This is a genomic window from Silvibacterium bohemicum (assembly GCF_001006305.1).
Classification (GTDB): domain Bacteria; phylum Acidobacteriota; class Terriglobia; order Terriglobales; family Acidobacteriaceae; genus Silvibacterium; species Silvibacterium bohemicum.
This window is the reverse complement of sequence record NZ_LBHJ01000012.1, coordinates 235,045-250,609: the sequence shown is the minus strand read 5'-3', so window position 1 is coordinate 250,609 and position 15,565 is coordinate 235,045. Positions and strand designations below refer to the sequence as shown.

Here is a 15,565-nt window from a genome sequence, read left to right as displayed (position 1 = left end):
GGCTTCGCAGCCCGCTGGTCGCGTCTTTTTAGTTTGTTTGAGAAGTCTCAGGACGATGCGGCGTATCTCCGAAGAGCCTTCGGGGATACGCCGGTTTTGGGGCTATTCCTGCGGAAACGCCGGAGCATAGCTGGTAAATTTCGCAACCGGCTCATACCCGATGCGCTTGTAGACGGGATAACCATCCGCGGTCGCGTGCAGCACGGTGCGGACAAGACCGGTCGCCTCGTACGCCTTCTGCAGCGAATACCTCACCACGGCCGAACCGTATCCCTTGTTCCGCACGTCTTCTGCGGCCGCTACCAGGGCCAGGTAAAGCGTGTCGCCCGTCACCATCGTTGTGGCCGTCGCCACCGGACGATCGCCGATGTAACCCACATATGCGTAGGAGTTCTTCCACATCGCCTCATCCAGGATGGACGCGTAACCCACCTCTCGCGGCATATGATAAGCGTCGCAGTTGAGCTCCGTGATGACATTCCCATCTTCCACGCGCTCCATGCGCAGGTCAGGATGGCCCGTTGCCTGCAGCGGAAAGATGTTTCCTGCCATGCCTGTTGTCCCCATCAGAGGCCCGTATCCCCGCTCGGCAAAAATCTTCTCCACTTCGGACTTCGCCGATCCGCTCAGCAGATCGTGGCATACGGTGATCATCCCCGGGCACTTCTTGCCCCTGGAATGCGCGACGGCCTCATCCACGGCGGAGGTCAGGCCCTCTCGGCTGTCGATCTCGCCCACAACGAAGATGTTGTTGTAGACGAGAAGCGGCACATCCGGCCAGCCGATCGCCAAATGATCGCTAACCGCGATCCCCGGGTTGGGAAAGGACTGAGCAAACATCGCCCACGCCGCGATGAACTGCTCATTCGATTCCTGTAGTTCTGTTTTACTCGTCACCTGCACTTTTAATTCCTCCGCGCCACAGCATAAGATCGCAAATCCGGAGCCGTATGCGTCCCGGCAGCCGATTCCGCTGTGTGATTAAAACTCCGGGAGGGTTCGTTTTATTCCTCGGAGTTTGGGAAACTACAGACCTTTCACAAATGCCTGTTCACGACGCGAAAAGACGGCGCGGGTGCCCGATCCTTCGCGGCCGAGATCTGGGGTCACCTGCAAGCTGAAGGGGCTGCGAGATCGCCCGCGTGCTGTCAAAAGGATTGCCGGCAGAAGAAATGGCGAAAGACCGCCAACCGGACTTAAGCGAACCGCCTCTCAGCCACCCGGACCTTGGCCATTCGCTGCCCTCAGGCCGCCTGATCCCGAGCCTCGCCCAGCGTCACCTGCGTGGTCATCTTGCGCCGGCCGCGGTAGAACGTCACCGTGATCGCGTCTCCCACCTGGTGGCGATTCATCACGTCGGCAATGTCCTGGGTGTTCGTCACATCCTGGCCATCCATGTTCACGATGAGGTCGCCGCCGAGATAGATCTGCATATTGCCGAGGTACGCGGTCTGATTGCCTCCCTTTAGGCCGGCGCGATCTGCCGCGCCATTCTGTACCGTGCGCTGAATCAGCACGCCGTAGTCGGCGGCCAGTCCCATCTGCTCGGCAAGGTCGGGACCGATAGGCAGCGACACCACGCCCAGCGACGGACGCCGCACCCGGCCATACTTCTGGAAGTCGCCCAGCACCGCCTTGGCCGTATCGATAGGAATGGCGAAGCCGATGCCCGCGCTCTGCTCCACGTTCTCGTTGGGATTGGTGGCGATCAGCGAGTTGATGCCGATCACCTCTCCGCGCGAGTTCAGCAGCGGGCCTCCCGAGTTGCCGGGATTGATGGCGGCATCGGTCTGGATGGCATTCTCGATAGGCGAGCCCTGCGGATTATGAATCGAGCGAATCGCGCTGATGATGCCCGTCGTCATGGTTCCGGTGAGACCGAAGGGATTGCCGATGGCATAAACCTTCTGCCCCACCACCAGATCATGCGACGAAGACGCAAGCACCGCAGGCACCAGATTCGGAGCGCCGATCTGCAGCAGCGCCAGGTCATGCACCTGGTCGCGCCCGATCACGCGCGCCTTATAGCGATGCTTGTCGACCGTCGTGACCTCGATCTGCTGCGCATCCGCCACCACATGGTAGTTGGTGAGGATGTGCCCTTCCTTATCGAGGATGAAGCCCGATCCCTGCCCCTGCTGCGGCACTACCTGGAAAAAGAAATTCACCGCCTGCATCGACGAGGTGATGTTGACCACCGACGGCAGCGCCTTCTTGTAAACGGAGATGTTGCTGACCTCCTCCGAGTCGTATTCCGGCGCGGCATCGGCCTCGGTCAGAGTCAGCGGCGAGCCGCTGTGCGTGGCGCTTTCCAGCGTGTGCCGCTCCAGGCTCCGCAGGCTGCTGGGAGCGCTCGAGTTGGTTGGCTTGGGTCCACGCGTGGTGAGGTACCAGAAGCCGCCGACGATAAACAGCACGATAACGATTCTGCGGAAGGTCATGGGATTCGCCTATCTCATCTCAACCCTGTCGTTCGAGCGAACGCGCACGACGAAATTTACTCGACGACCAGGGCAGTCTCTTCAATTTTAGCCATTCGCACCGATTTCTATCGGCATCTACGCATTCGATGCCCTGCGCGTTCAGACCCCTCACGTTTCAGACCCCTTCGCGTTTCAGACACGGGCCGTGGCCGCAAGTTCCGCGTAGATCCCCTCCACCTGGCGGCGAGTGGCATCCATCGCTCCGTCATTGCGGATCACGTAATCGGCAAGAGGAATCTTTTCGACCTCAGGAATCTGTGCGGCGATGCGGGAACGGGCGTCCGCCTCCAGCTCCGCGACAGAAAACGGACTCGATTGCCGCTGCATCCGCTCCACATAACGCGCGATCCTTAGATCCTCAGGAGCAGTCACCAGGATGATCCGGTCGAAGCGCTTCCGCCATCCCGGCACCGTACCCTCCCTGTCCGCTTCGAAGATCAGCGCCGACTCGACCATCGCGATTGCGGCGGGATCTTCCGCGAAGATGCGCTCGGCCCACTGCTGCTGGGCCGCGATCACTGCCGGATGCACGATGTGGTTCAGCTCGGCGAGGCGGTTCTGCCCGAAGGCCAGATCCGCCAGGCGACGGCGATTCAGCGTGGCATCAGGATTCAGAACCTCCGCGCCGAAGCTGGCTACGATGGAGTCGTAAACGTGTTGCCCCGGCTCCATGAGCTGGCGCCCCAGAGAATCAGCTTCGACAACATGCGCACCGAGCGAACGAAAAATGCCGGCGACCGTGCTCTTGCCGCTTCCTAAACCTCCGGTCAGCCCCACCCGCAGCATCTTTCTCCCCGTCTCTCGGTACACTGAATCTATGCAGTCGTTGCAGCGCATTCGCGAAGTTCTGGAGCTGATTGTATGCCCCGTGTGCCACGCACGCCTCTCTCTTCCCAGGGCATCGCTCGAGGGTGGAACATCGATCGTGGATGAGACGCCGCTCGTGGAATGTACCGGCTGCGGACGCCGCTATCCGATTGAGGACGGCATCCCCGTCCTGCTCGAAGCACGCAGCTCGATGCAAGAATGATGCCCCGGCTTAATGATGCCGCCCGTGGAAAAACGGGTAGATCATCCGATAGGCAATAAGAGCCGCCGCCAGGATAGCAATGGCCAGCACCACAAGCGTCGAGCCCCAGCTCAGGCCGGATGACCCTTCGTTCTTCGCGTCTTGATTCGATGACATCCTCTTCAAGTTTACTCATGGCCGCGGCATGCCACTTTTGTGGGAGAACTGGCAGCGGACGAAAACCGTATGTTCACTTCCTGCGTACTTTCGTCATAAGCATTGCGAATGGAATAAGCAACCCGTCAAGCCGATAAGTCTCTAACCATGCAAGGCAGCATGGGCCCGGCGAGTTAAAGGAGAGAACCGATGGAAAACAGCAAGATTGAAAAGTTCGGGCTCAACGAATTGACGAATTTACGGAATGAGCTGATGGAGTCCGGGCTCGACTCGTTCCAGGGTGCTCAGGTGCTTTCCAGTTTCTTGAGCGGCCGCGGCTATGGCATCGGCACCGAACAGGCGCGCGCCGCCGTGTTGCGCCTCGAGCATAACGGGTTCTCGTACGACCGCATGCAGCAGGAGCTGGAGCGGGTCGCGTTGGTGATGTGATGCGCGCTCTGCTTCGCTCGCGAAAAAATTTGCGAGCGAGGTTTGCCCCAGCACGCAACTTAGATCCCAATGAAATGCGTTAGTTGCAGCCGCAGCCGCGCTATTCGCGACTAGCTTGGCTCCTGGTATCTCGTAATTATTTGCGACCTTTGCCTAGTTCGCTTCGTCTCATCTACTAAGTCGAGCCATTTGGCCGCTGGCCGGAACCTTCCGGCGTTCGCCCTTCCTTCTATCTATAAACCTAAAAGCTGGCACTACGTTCCCAACGTATAAGAATTATTATCTGCACAGGAGATTTGTCTTTATGAAGCGATTTCAAGCGGGTACCCTCGCATTTGCTACTGCCGTTGTTGCATTTTCAGGTCTTGCAATGGCGCAGGAACAATCCCAAGGCGTAAAGCTTATAGCTGGAAACACGGAATTGATTCGCGCGTTGAGCACCAAGTCGGCCACGCAAGGTCAGGCTGTAGCGGTGAAGCTTACCGGAACCATCAAGACTGCAGAAGGCGTAGAACTGCCGCGCGGCACAGAGCTGCTCGGACGCGTCGACGAAGTCAAGGCTTCTGACAACAAGGGACCATCGACTCTGACTCTCACCTTCTACCAGGCTCACTTGAAGGACGGTAAGACCATCGCCATCAAGGCCACCGTCGCCGCCTTTGCGGCCGCTGGTGACACAGAGCAGCTGCCTGCCGCCGTCGATCCGCACGCCACCTTCGATCAGGTAGCTGGCGGAGCAACCGGCGTCGCGCTGCACAGCTCGGTGCAGGATAAGTCGTCAGCAACGTTCACCGACAGCCGCAGCAACATCAGCCTCGGAGCAGGAACGCAGCTCCTGGTCGCCGTCGGCGCACAGTCGGCGCAGGCCTCAACCTCGGCCGAGTAGTTTGGAACTGGATCACTCGAAGAGCCCGCGAAAGATCGCGGGCTCTTTTGTTTTTACGGAAACCCCGTGTGATTGAAGAAGTACGCAATGTGTTTGAAGACAAACTCACCTTGTTTGAAGAAGAACCCAACGCTTTGTTTTCCGGAGGGAGCGTGAGGCTTCAGCCTCACGAACAGGCCGCTCAAACTCCGCGGGCTTCAGCCCCGGGCCTTTTGCTCCCTAAACTCGATATAACTTTGTCAGCAGTCTGAAGAGCCCTTTGCCCGCTCTTTTTTTTGCGATTGCTTTTAACTGCAGCCTCACAATCCATCACCACGCTTTCCGATGAAGCGCATCACCCACGCCCTCGTGGTGTTTTCCCTTCGCCTTTCCACAACGCCCCTTTAAGATCGCTATGTTCCAATCTCCAGTTCAGGATGGACCATGCGACGTCTCAAAAGCGCTGCCCCATTTCTCGCCGCTCTAGTGCAACTCGCAATCACCTGCGCAGCATTGGCTCAACAAGCGCCGCCGATTGTGCTGCACGCAGCACGGCTTCTTGACGTTGCCGGCGCGCGGATCGTCTCTCCAGGTGAAGTGCTGATTCAAGGCGACCGCATCGTTGCCGCAGGATCATCCGTCGATCACCCTGCTGGCGCGCAAGTCCTCGATCTCGGCGACGCCACACTGATGCCTGGCCTCATCGACGCGCACGTCCATCTCTTCCTGCATCCAGGCGCGGAAGATCTGCAGACGGTCGAAGAGTCTGTGCCGCAACGCACCATCCTCGCGACCCTCGCGGCCAAAGACGATCTAATGGCCGGCTTCACCGCCGAGCGCGACATGGGCACCGAGGGCGCAGGGTCCGCCGACACCGCCGTTCGCAATGCGATCAATCAGGGATTGATACCCGGACCACGCCTGCGCATCAGCGGCAACGCCATCGACATCCTCGGCGGCCACGAAGATGCCAACCGTTACAACCCCGCGCAGCACGTGCTGTCGAATGCGACGTACGCGAATAATCCGGATGAGATCGTGGAAGCCATCCGCGAGCAATTCAAAGAAGGCTCCGACTTCGTGAAGATGTACGAGACCGGACCGGACTCGCTGCACAACGACACCTTCTCCACGCCATACCAATACACCGCTGCCGAATTGAAGGCCGGAGTCGAAGAAGCGGCGCGCGTCGGCAAGAAGGTCGCTGTCCACGCCACCGGCGAGCCCGGCACGCTCTATGCAGCGCAGGCCGGCGTCTCCTCTATCGATCACGCGCTGCAGTTAAGCGCGGAGACCATGCGTATCATGCGCGAGAAGCAGATTCCCGCGGTGCCTACCTTCACCATCTTCGAATACTTCGCCGACCACGCCGCTTCTCCCGCTGCAGGCAAACGCGAACGAGCCTTTCTCGACTATCACGCCGCCGAGTTCAAGAAGCAGATGGCCGCAGGCATCCCTTTCGCAGTGGGATCGGACGTGGGACCTTTCCCACACGGCACGCAGGCTCGCGAGCTGGTGCTCATGGCGCAGTACGGAATGAAGCCCGCAGATGTGCTGAAGGCCGATCTATTGAACGGAGCAAAACTGCTGAGCTGGGAAGGCCAGATCGGCGAGCTCAAGCCGGGATACTTCGCCGACGTGATCGCAGTTCCCGGCAATCCGATCGAGGATATCAGCGTGACTCAGCACGTCGCGTTCGTGATGAAGAACGGAACCATCTACAAACAGAACTAGGGACTCGCCGTCCAGGCGACCGCACTTCGCGCCTCGACAACAAGAATGAAGTTGTCATCCCGACCGGAGCGTAGCGAAGTGGAGGGATCTGCAGTTTGCACGCGCGACAGCCGCGTTTCTCGGACGTAGCCGTCATCCTTACGACCAAAGGGACGAAGAATCTCGACGATGATGGCTACACCACGTCGCTGAGAGTCTTAACGTCGTTCAACACGACGACCCTACGACGCGAATCAACGCACACGGCCGCCAGCCACCTGCGCCAATGCCAGCGTCTTCGTCTGCACCTTCGCCGCCTGCACCGGCACAGCATGCGAAGCCAGCTGCTTCGCCACCGCCTGATAGCAAAACTGCAGTCCCAGAGCCAGCAGCACCACCGAGAGAGCCAGCCGCAGCTGCCGATTCGGCACGCGCGGCGCGACGATCGACCCGGCCACCGCGCCGATGAGTCCGCCGATCACCAGCCGCAGCAGCAGTCCCTTGTCGATGCTGCCATCGGCGAAGTGCAGGCCGCTGCCGATCAGCGTTACGCAGAAGGCGAAGGCTAGATCGGTGCCCACCACCTGCGCCGCGTTCAGTGGAGACAGGCTCATCAACGCCAACGATCCCAGCGCGCCCGCGCCCGACGACGAGAAGCCCACCTCGGCGGCAATGGGAAACATCAGCGCGCCGATGCTCTTGATGCGCGCCGGCTGCCGCCCCGGCAGTGCCTGCGGGCGGAAGTATCGAAAGAGGTGCCACGCCGAAGAGAAGACGATCACCGTGCCCAGCGCTCCGAAAAAGAACGCGTGGCCCCTGAGCGCGCCGAAGCGTTTGAACAGCAGCGTGCCCACGATCACGCCCGGCAGCCCGCCGATCAGCATCACGCCCAGCACCCGCCAGGCAATCTGCCGCCGCCATATCTGCAGCGGAACCACCACCGCCTTCACCGCGGTCGAGTAGGCCAGCGCCGTGCCCACGCTCACCGCAATCGGCACATGCAGCGCCAGGATCAGCAGAGGCGCAGTGATGGTGCCGGCTCCGACGCCGGTGATGGCAATGACAAACGCGATGAGGAAGCCGATCGCCAGTTCCATCTTGTGAGCCTAGTGTCCTTCCGCGTGGCTGCCGGCTGCGGGTTGAATATGAATGCCGCACTCGACCTTGTTTCCACCCCAGCGGCCGGAGCGCGGATCGTCGGAGCTGAGCGGCAGGCTGGTGCAAGGCTCGCATCCGATGCTGGAGTAGCCGCGATCATAGAGCGACAGCAGCGGGATCGCGTGGCGCTCGGCATACTGCCACACATCGCGTGTATGCCAATCGGCAAGCGGGCTCAGCTTGAGCAGATCCTTGCCTGTCGGCAGCGTAAAGCTCTCCGCCGCCTGCAAGTTGGCGCGCGTCTTCGCCTGCTGACGGCGCAGCCCAGTGAACCAGAGAGCATAAGGCTCAAGCGCAGCGAAGAGCGGACCAACCTTGCGCAGCGCGCAGCAGCGGTCGGGTGCAGTTCGATTGAGGATGCCGAACTCCGCCTCCTGCTCCGCGACCGTCTTCACTGGCAGAATGTTTTTGAGATTCAATCGCCACTCTGCCGCAATGCGATCGCGATATTCGTAGGTTTCACGAAAGTGGTAACCGGTATCGAGGAAGAGCACGGGAATCTCGGGAGCAATCTGGCGCACCAGATGAAGAACGACGACATCCTCCGCCTGAAAACTGCTGGTCACGCAGGCGTCGCCGCTATGAGCCTGCAGCTTACTGCGAATCAGCGCGGCTGCCTCCGCAATCTTCTCGTCCAGTGTCGATAACGGCGCGCTCACAGTGCTCATAGCTCCTTCTCCTCGACCTTCGCTGCAAAGCTCAGCGCATCCACTATGGTCTCGATCGATTCGTCTTTGATCTCTCGGCGAGTGAAGTCCGCATCGACGATTTGAATCGTGGGTTGATCGCTCTCCACCAGCACCGTCACACCCGCATGCTGCAGGGCGCGCCATACTTTTTCATCCTGAACACGAGTCCGAACGACGGCATGGCCGAGATCGAGAATGCGCTGTTCAAGCTGTTTAAGGATTTCAACCTTCGCGATAACGATGCTGGGCTGTTCTGAGTTGGTGCTCGTCCGCGTAAGGATGTGCCGGATCATTCCCGCGCCCACGGTCGCATTGCTCGCGGGATCGATGAGGATGAAGCTGCCGGTCGCGCGGCTCTCGTTGTACAGATCGGCGAGCACCGGGCGATCCGTCTCAACTTCGATCAGCCCGATGGCGTTGAGATCGAGCGTCGACGCCGCTTTAGGATCGAGGCTTGCGATATCGATCTGATGGCGAATGGAGCGGACGCGCGCCGGAACCGTGTGGCTGGTGTGCTTCAGCAGATAGCGGCGGTTGATCTCCAAAGGCTGCGCGTGCAGCCACACAATCGCGGCCTCGAAGTGATTCGCGACCTGCGGCGGTGCATCGGCAGCGGCGATCAAATCGCCCCGGCTGATGTCGCGCTCGTCTTCGAGCGTCACCGTAACCGAAAGCGGAGCAGATGCCGACTCCAGTTCGCCATCGAAGGTCACGATGCTCTGCACGCGGCTGGTATGTCCCGACGGCAGCGCGACAATGCGGTCTCCGCGACGCACAGTGCCTGCGGCAATCTGCCCGGCGAATCCGCGAAAGTTTTGATTCGGGCGAATTACGCGCTGCACGGGCAGGCGAAACGCCAGCGCAGCACTCTCTCGCAGAACAGGCGTGGACTCGAGATACTCGAGCAGCGCCGGGCCGTGATACCACGGCATACGGCTGCCGGCGTGGACCACATTGTCGCCCTCCAACGCGCTGATGGGAATCGCATCGACGTTGCGCAAACCCACGCGCGCTGCAAGGTCGGCGAAGTCCCGGCTCAGATCGCGAAAGACTGCTTCGGAATAATCCACCAGGTCCATCTTGTTGATGGCCGCGATGACGCGCGGAATGCCCAGCAGCGATGCGATGTAAGCATGGCGGCGCGACTGGTTCAGAATGCCCTTACGCGCGTCGACAAGTATGATGGCCAGGTCCGCCGTCGATGCGCCGGTGGCCATGTTGCGCGTGTACTGCTCGTGGCCCGGCGTATCCGCGATGATGAACTTGCGGCGCGCAGTCGAGAAGTAGCGATAGGCCACGTCGATGGTGATGCCCTGCTCCCGCTCGGCGCGCAGGCCGTCCGTAAGCTGAGCGAAATCGATAGCCGCGGCAGAAGAGCCCTGGGTGCGGGTAACGGCGCGCACGTGATCTTCGTAAACATTCTTCGAGTCATAGAGCAGGCGGCCGATCAGCGTGGACTTGCCGTCGTCGACGGAGCCCGCGGTGGTGAAGCGCAGCAGGTCCTTGCCCTGTTCGATCGTGAGGAAGTCTTCAATCGAGAAGCTATCCAGCTCGGTTTCTCCCGGTTCTAATACTCTCGCCTGGAATTCTATGGCCGCCGCTACGCTCATCAGAAGTAGCCCTCGCGCTTCTTGATCTCCATCGAGCCTTCCTGGTCATGATCGATGATGCGGTTCGCTCGTTCAGAAGAGCGGAACGAAACCAGTTCGGCAATGATCTTCGGCAGCGTGTCGGCATCGGACCGGATCGCTCCGGTGCAAGGGCTGCAGCCCAGCGAGCGCAGGCGGCAGCGCACCATCTGCTCCTCACCCGGAAGGCCCTGCACAAACGGCTGCTCCACCGGGATCAGGCTGTCGCCGCGCACCAGCATGCGGCGCTCCTTCGCAAAGTACAGCGGCACGATAGGAATCTTTTCGAGATGGATGTAATGCCAAATGTCGAGCTCCGTCCAGTTCGAAAGCGGAAAGACGCGAATGCTTTCGCCCGGGCCGATGCGCGAGTTGTACAGGTTCCATAGCTCCGGCCGCTGCGCCTTCGGGTCCCACTGCCCGGCCTTGTCGCGGAAGGAATAGATGCGCTCCTTGGCGCGCGATTTCTCTTCATCGCGGCGAGCGCCGCCGAACGCGGCATCGAAGCCGTAGTAGCGCAGCGCGTCGAGCAGCGCCGTCGTCTTCAACAGCCCGCAGCAGCGCTGCGTTCCCAGCGCAATCGGATTCGCGCCATCGGCCAGCGCGGCCTCATTGCGCCACACCAGCAGGTCCAGCCCCAGCTCGCGCGTCAGCTTGTCACGGAACTCGAGCATCTCGCGAAATTTGTAACCGGTATCGACATGCAACAGCGGAAACGGAATCGGTCCCGGATAAAACGCCTTCTGCGCCAGCCGCAGCATCACCGACGAATCCTTGCCGATCGAGTACAGCATCACCGGCTTCTCGAATTCGGAGGCGACTTCGCGAAAGATCTGAATGCTCTCCGCTTCCAGCAGCTGTAGATGGCTGAGCGGCGGTGCTTGTTGTTCTGCTACATCGGTAAGAACTGCTGGAGCCATGAGGTTGATATCTCGCTACGTTGATATGCCGTCGCTATCTGTGACGGCCGATTGCCCTACGAGTTGCACTTTCTGCTGCAACAGAAAAAACCCACTCGCCTGGAAGATAGGACGGTGGGCTCGGGGACTGGATCGCTTGAAACTACGATGCGTCTAGAAGGTCAGATACAGAGCTCACAGCCTCGCGGGCACACAACACTCCCGACAACAGGAGTGGAGCTGGCAGCAAGACGGAACTGGCATCACAAATTGCATCTACTGAAAGCTTCGCCCACTCCGGGCCGCTTGTCAATCGATAGCTCCGCCAGGCAGCGGTTCATCCGAATAGGTTTCGTGAATCCGGCTCTGTATCAAAACATGGCTCCTGGCTGACGCGAGCTTCGTATCAGGGCATGGCTTCAGCCATGCCGTAAACGACGCCGAACAAAAGGGCTTCAGCCCCTGAGAAACGCTCTCCCCATCGAGCTCTCGAAAGCCTCAGACGTAATTCGAAATCTCAATCAGATTGCGGTCGGGATCGCGGAAATACACAGACCGCATCTTCCCCATAGCCCCATCGCGCTCGACTGGCCCCTCCTCGACATGCACCCGCAGCTCGCTCGCGTAGCGGATCACCTCATCGAGCGGCGTTTCGGTAACAAAGCAGAGATCGCCGGAACCAGGCGTGGGGTGGCAGGCCTTGGGGTTGAATTCATGCCCGCGCTGATGCAGCTTGATGGCCTGCACGCCGAAGGTGAGCGAGGTGCGGCCGTTGGTGACAACCGCCTCCATGCCCAGCACCTCCGTGTAGAAGACGACGGTCGCGTCGATGTGCGCGACGGTGAGAACGAGATGATCGATCCGATCCAGAGTAAAAGCCATGTGGAGAAGTCTAGTGCGAAAGCTATATTGAAGCTATATTGACCAGCAAATTGAATCTATATCGACTTAGAATGCTACTCTCGCGGAGCTTGACGGGAGCAAATACCCGCTCTATAGTCAGAACCACGATGCGTCTCGCCGCCAGCATGCCTTGTACCTGTTGTACCCGCGCATGTCCGTGTCCGGTGATCGACCTCTTCTAAGCTCTCTTTCTACGTTCCTAGAAGCCTATCCGCCGGAGCCTACTTGGCCCGGCTTTTTAGTTCTCCGCAGACTTAGCCATATGATCTCTACCCATCCATCCCGGCCCACCATCGCGCGCTCCTCGCGCTGTTCTTGTTGTTGATCGCTCGCCAACGACGGCCGTTCCAACCCTCATAACTCATACTTTCGAACATAGATTTCCCGGCCTGTTCCGCTTCTGGAGGTTATCGTGCACTCTCTCTCACGTTCTCTTTATGCTTTGGCTCGTCTTGGGCTATTGAGCCTCGCCTTCTCCGGCTACGCATTGAGCCAGATCGTCGGAGCGTCGATCACCGGCACCGTCCGCGACACCACCGGAGCCGCCATCCCCGCCGCCAAGGTCGAGATTCGCAATACTGAAACTGGTGCCACGCGCGTCATCACCAGTGATGCAGCAGGCCGCTACGCCGCTCCCTCCGTGCCGGTGGGCCCCTATTCGATCAGCGCGGCCAAAGATGGCTTCAGCACGCAGACCCAGACCGGATTGCGGCTGGTGATCGGCCAGAGCGCGGTCATCGATCTCTCGCTTGCCGTCGGCCAGGTACAACAGGAAGTGACCGTCGCGGCTGCTCCGGCAACCGTTGAGCTATCGACGCAGCAGACCTCCGGGCTGGTCGACGAGAGGCAGGTGAAAGAGCTGCCGCTGAACGGCCGCAGCTATGACGAGCTGATGACGCTGAATCCAGCCATCGTGAACTACTCGACCCAGCGCTCGGGAGGCATCGGCACATCGAATGCAGCCGTCGGCAACATGTTCGCGGTCGCCGGGCACCGCCCGCAGGACAATATCTTTCTGCTCAACGGAATCGAATACACCGGCGCGTCGGAGATCAACGTAACGCCCGGTGGAACCAGCGGGCAGCTCCTCGGGGTCGACGCGGTGCGCGAGTTCAACGTAGTCACCGACACCTACGGCGCCGAATACGGCAAGCGCACCGGCGGCCAGGTGAGTATCGTAACCGCATCAGGCACAAATTCTCTGCACGGCTCGGTCTTCGAGTTTCTGCGCAACAGCGCCTTCGACGCCCGCAACTACTTCGACCAGGCAGACATCCCCGAGTTCCAGCGCAACCAGTTCGGCGGATCGCTGGGCGGCCCGCTCAAGAAGAACAAGGTCTTTCTCTTCGGCAACTACGAAGGCTTCCGGCAGAATCTCCATCTGAGCGACGTCACCCTGGTCCCCGATAACCAGGCCCGCCTCGGATACATCCCCAACTCCAGCGGCAAAGAGACCTTCGTCGGCCTCAACGCCGCCTCCCAGGCGCTTCTGTCACTGTGGCCGGCACAAAATGGACCGGACCTGGGCAGCGGCATCGGCGAAGCCTTCAGCAATCCCCTGCAGGTCATCCGCGAAGACTTCGGCACCGCGCGCGCCGATTACAACATCTCGGACAAGGATCTGCTCTTCGGCGTCTACACCATCGACGACAGTGATGCGAACACGCCATCGGCGAATCCGCTCAGCTCAGTCGTTGAAGCCCTCCGCGAGCAGGTGGCCAGCATTCAGGAGCAGCATGTCTTCTCCCCTGCGCTGTTGAATACCGCCCGCTTCGGATACTCCCGCGCCGCCTACGTTTTCACCGGAACCACGCCCGTCGATGTCCCCGGCTGGATCGCCGGCCGGCCCATCGGAGCCATCGTGATCGGCGGCGGCACCGCGCTCAACGGCGCGTCGCAGATCACCGGAGCCGGCACCAACGCCGGCAGCAATCTCTCCACCGCTCGCAACCTCTACACCTACGACGATCACGTCTACTGGACGCGGGGCATTCACCAGATCGAACTGGGTGGATGGCTGCAGCAGATTCAGTCCAACGACAGCCTCGCGCAGGATCAGTACGGGCAGGCATCCTTCACCACGCTGACCACCTTCCTGCAAGGCACGGTCGCGACCTTCACCTCGGTTCCATCGCCCACTGAGCTCGGCTGGCGCTCGCTCGAAGGCGCGGGCTTCGCCCAGGACACGGTGAAACTCCGCCCCAACCTCGAGCTGCGCGCCGGCTTCCGCTTCGAATCCACGAACGGCTGGAACGAGTCGCAGAATCGCGCCTCCAATTACCTCTTCGGACCAAGCGGCGCGCTCGAAACCAATCCGCAGGTGGGACACTCCGCGCTTGCCAAGAATCGCGCGAAGTTTCTCCCGGAGCCGCGCATCGGACTTGCGTGGGACCCCGCCGGACATGGCGACACCGTTGTTCACGCCGGCTTCGGCATCTATCGCGCGCTGCTCGACAACCTCGATTACCGCCTCGACCAGACGGCTCCCTTCAACACCACCAACACGTTGAAGAACGTCGCACTCAGCAGCCTGGACATCGTTCCCGGACAAGCCCCACCCTCCGGCAGCCTGGTATCGCCCAGCGGAGTGCAGCCCGATGCCTACACGCCGACGGTGCTCACATGGTCGTTGAGCGTGCAGCAGAAGATCGCTCCCAATACCTCGCTCACCATCGGCTACGTCGGCTCGCACGGCTACCATCAGATTCTTTCCGAAGACGTGAACGAGCCCATACCCACCATCTGCCCCGCCGCTCCCTGCCCGTCAACATTGGCAGCGGGAACCGTCTACTACCCAAAGGGCGCGCCCTACGCGAATCCCGCTCTGGCCAACTCCACAACCTGGATCTCCAAGGGAGTCAGCTCCTACAACGGTCTTGAAGTCGACGCGAATCACCGCTTCCAGCACGGCTTTCAGCTGCGCGGCGTCTACACCTGGTCGAAGAACCTCGACGACGGCACCGCGTGGAACACCAGCGTAGGCGCGAATGCTCCCGCATTCGTCGAGTTCCCCGCGCGCCCCAAGCTCGATTGGGGTCCGGCCAGCACCGACGTGCGCAATCTCGCCGTCATCAACGGTACTTACGATCTGCCCATCGGGCGCTCCGCGGGCGGCCGCTTGGAACGCACCGCGCTGCAGGGCTGGAGCGTCAGCGAGATCGCCACCTTGCAGTCGGGATTTCCCTTCACACCGCAGCTCGGCTACAACCCCACGAACAACGGAGACAGCCGGAACCCAATCCGTCCGTCGGTCAATCCTGATTTTCACGGCAAAGTGATCGAAGGCGGCCCCACGCAATACTTCAACCCGCTGGCCTTTATCAATCCCGTGGCGGGCACCTACGGCAACTCCGGACGCAACTCGCTGGTGGGTCCGGGATTCGCGAACCTCGACGCCTCGCTGCGCAAGGACACCCAGATCACTGAAGGCCTCAAGGCGCAGTTCCGCGCCGAGTTCTTTAACATTCTCAACCACACAAATTTCGGAACGCCGAATGAAGTCGTCTACTCCGCAGCAGGCACAACACCCTCGCCAACCGCAGGCGTCATCACCTCAACAGCATCGACGTCCAGGCAGATTCAATTCGGCCTCAAGCTGCTCTTCTAGCAGTC

14 protein-coding genes are annotated in these 15,565 nt (G+C 60.5%); 5 read left to right on the top strand and 9 right to left on the bottom strand.

The genetic code is table 11. From position 1 onward, the window contains the following. Positions 1-102 precede the first annotated feature (102 nt). The 3 genes from XX99_RS17470 to coaE all read right to left on the bottom strand — a co-directional run bounded on the left by XX99_RS17470 (position 103) and on the right by coaE (position 3,269). On the bottom strand, positions 103-897 hold the full coding sequence (locus XX99_RS17470) for a GNAT family N-acetyltransferase (protein ID WP_156186052.1): 795 nt from the start codon (positions 895-897) through the stop codon (positions 103-105). 347 nt (positions 898-1,244) lie between these two features. Beyond that, positions 1,245-2,441: a S1C family serine protease gene (locus tag XX99_RS17465; RefSeq protein ID WP_050060680.1), complete on the bottom strand. Its 1,197-nt coding sequence runs from the start codon at positions 2,439-2,441 to the stop codon at positions 1,245-1,247. Positions 2,442-2,615: 174 nt separating this feature from the next. Next, the gene (gene coaE, locus XX99_RS17460) at positions 2,616-3,269 is read right to left on the bottom strand and encodes a dephospho-CoA kinase (protein ID WP_050060679.1); all 654 of its coding nucleotides are present in this window, start codon (positions 3,267-3,269) and stop codon (positions 2,616-2,618) included. Positions 3,270-3,300: 31 nt separating this feature from the next. On the opposite strand from coaE, the gene XX99_RS17455 reads away from it, so the two are divergent. Beyond that, entirely contained in the window at positions 3,301-3,513 is a 213-nt protein-coding gene (locus XX99_RS17455; RefSeq protein WP_050060678.1) for a Trm112 family protein, read from the top strand. Between the two features lie 9 nt (positions 3,514-3,522). Here XX99_RS17455 and XX99_RS27335 read toward each other — a convergent pair whose 3' ends face one another. Further along, a complete protein-coding gene (locus XX99_RS27335) occupies positions 3,523-3,669 on the bottom strand; it encodes a hypothetical protein (RefSeq protein WP_156186051.1) in 147 nt (48 codons plus the stop codon). 189 nt (positions 3,670-3,858) lie between these two features. Here XX99_RS27335 and XX99_RS17450 point away from each other — a divergent pair, with 189 nt between their 5' ends. The 3 genes from XX99_RS17450 to XX99_RS17440 all read left to right on the top strand — a co-directional run bounded on the left by XX99_RS17450 (position 3,859) and on the right by XX99_RS17440 (position 6,697). Beyond that, complete coding sequence (locus tag XX99_RS17450) at positions 3,859-4,098, top strand: hypothetical protein (protein ID WP_050060677.1); 240 nt, start codon at positions 3,859-3,861, stop codon at positions 4,096-4,098. A 304-nt stretch (positions 4,099-4,402) separates the two neighbouring features. After that, positions 4,403-4,984 carry a hypothetical protein gene (locus XX99_RS17445; RefSeq protein WP_050060676.1) on the top strand — a complete coding sequence of 194 codons (582 nt, stop codon included), beginning with the start codon at positions 4,403-4,405 and terminating at the stop codon, positions 4,982-4,984. Positions 4,985-5,407: 423 nt separating this feature from the next. Next, positions 5,408-6,697 carry a metal-dependent hydrolase family protein gene (locus tag XX99_RS17440; RefSeq protein WP_050060675.1) on the top strand — a complete coding sequence of 430 codons (1,290 nt, stop codon included), beginning with the start codon at positions 5,408-5,410 and terminating at the stop codon, positions 6,695-6,697. A gap of 233 nt (positions 6,698-6,930) precedes the next feature. Here XX99_RS17440 and XX99_RS17435 read toward each other — a convergent pair whose 3' ends face one another. From XX99_RS17435 to XX99_RS17415, 5 genes are all read right to left on the bottom strand, one after another. Beyond that, on the bottom strand, positions 6,931-7,773 hold the full coding sequence (locus XX99_RS17435) for a sulfite exporter TauE/SafE family protein (RefSeq protein WP_082125670.1): 843 nt from the start codon (positions 7,771-7,773) through the stop codon (positions 6,931-6,933). A gap of 9 nt (positions 7,774-7,782) precedes the next feature. Further along, positions 7,783-8,502, bottom strand: coding sequence for a phosphoadenylyl-sulfate reductase (locus tag XX99_RS17430; RefSeq protein WP_050060674.1), 720 nt, complete (start codon positions 8,500-8,502; stop codon positions 7,783-7,785). Further along, a complete protein-coding gene (gene cysN / locus XX99_RS17425; RefSeq protein ID WP_050060673.1) occupies positions 8,499-10,133 on the bottom strand; it encodes a sulfate adenylyltransferase subunit CysN in 1,635 nt (544 codons plus the stop codon). Before cysN ends, XX99_RS17430 begins: the two co-directional genes overlap by 4 nt. Beyond that, on the bottom strand, positions 10,133-11,071 hold the full coding sequence (gene cysD / locus XX99_RS17420) for a sulfate adenylyltransferase subunit CysD (RefSeq protein ID WP_050060672.1): 939 nt from the start codon (positions 11,069-11,071) through the stop codon (positions 10,133-10,135). Before cysD ends, cysN begins: the two co-directional genes overlap by 1 nt. 477 nt (positions 11,072-11,548) lie before the next feature. Next, a complete protein-coding gene (locus XX99_RS17415) occupies positions 11,549-11,932 on the bottom strand; it encodes a VOC family protein (RefSeq protein WP_050060671.1) in 384 nt (127 codons plus the stop codon). 433 nt (positions 11,933-12,365) lie between these two features. Here XX99_RS17415 and XX99_RS17410 point away from each other — a divergent pair, with 433 nt between their 5' ends. Further along, a complete protein-coding gene (locus tag XX99_RS17410; RefSeq protein WP_231581460.1) occupies positions 12,366-15,560 on the top strand; it encodes a TonB-dependent receptor in 3,195 nt (1,064 codons plus the stop codon). Positions 15,561-15,565: the final 5 nt, after the last annotated feature.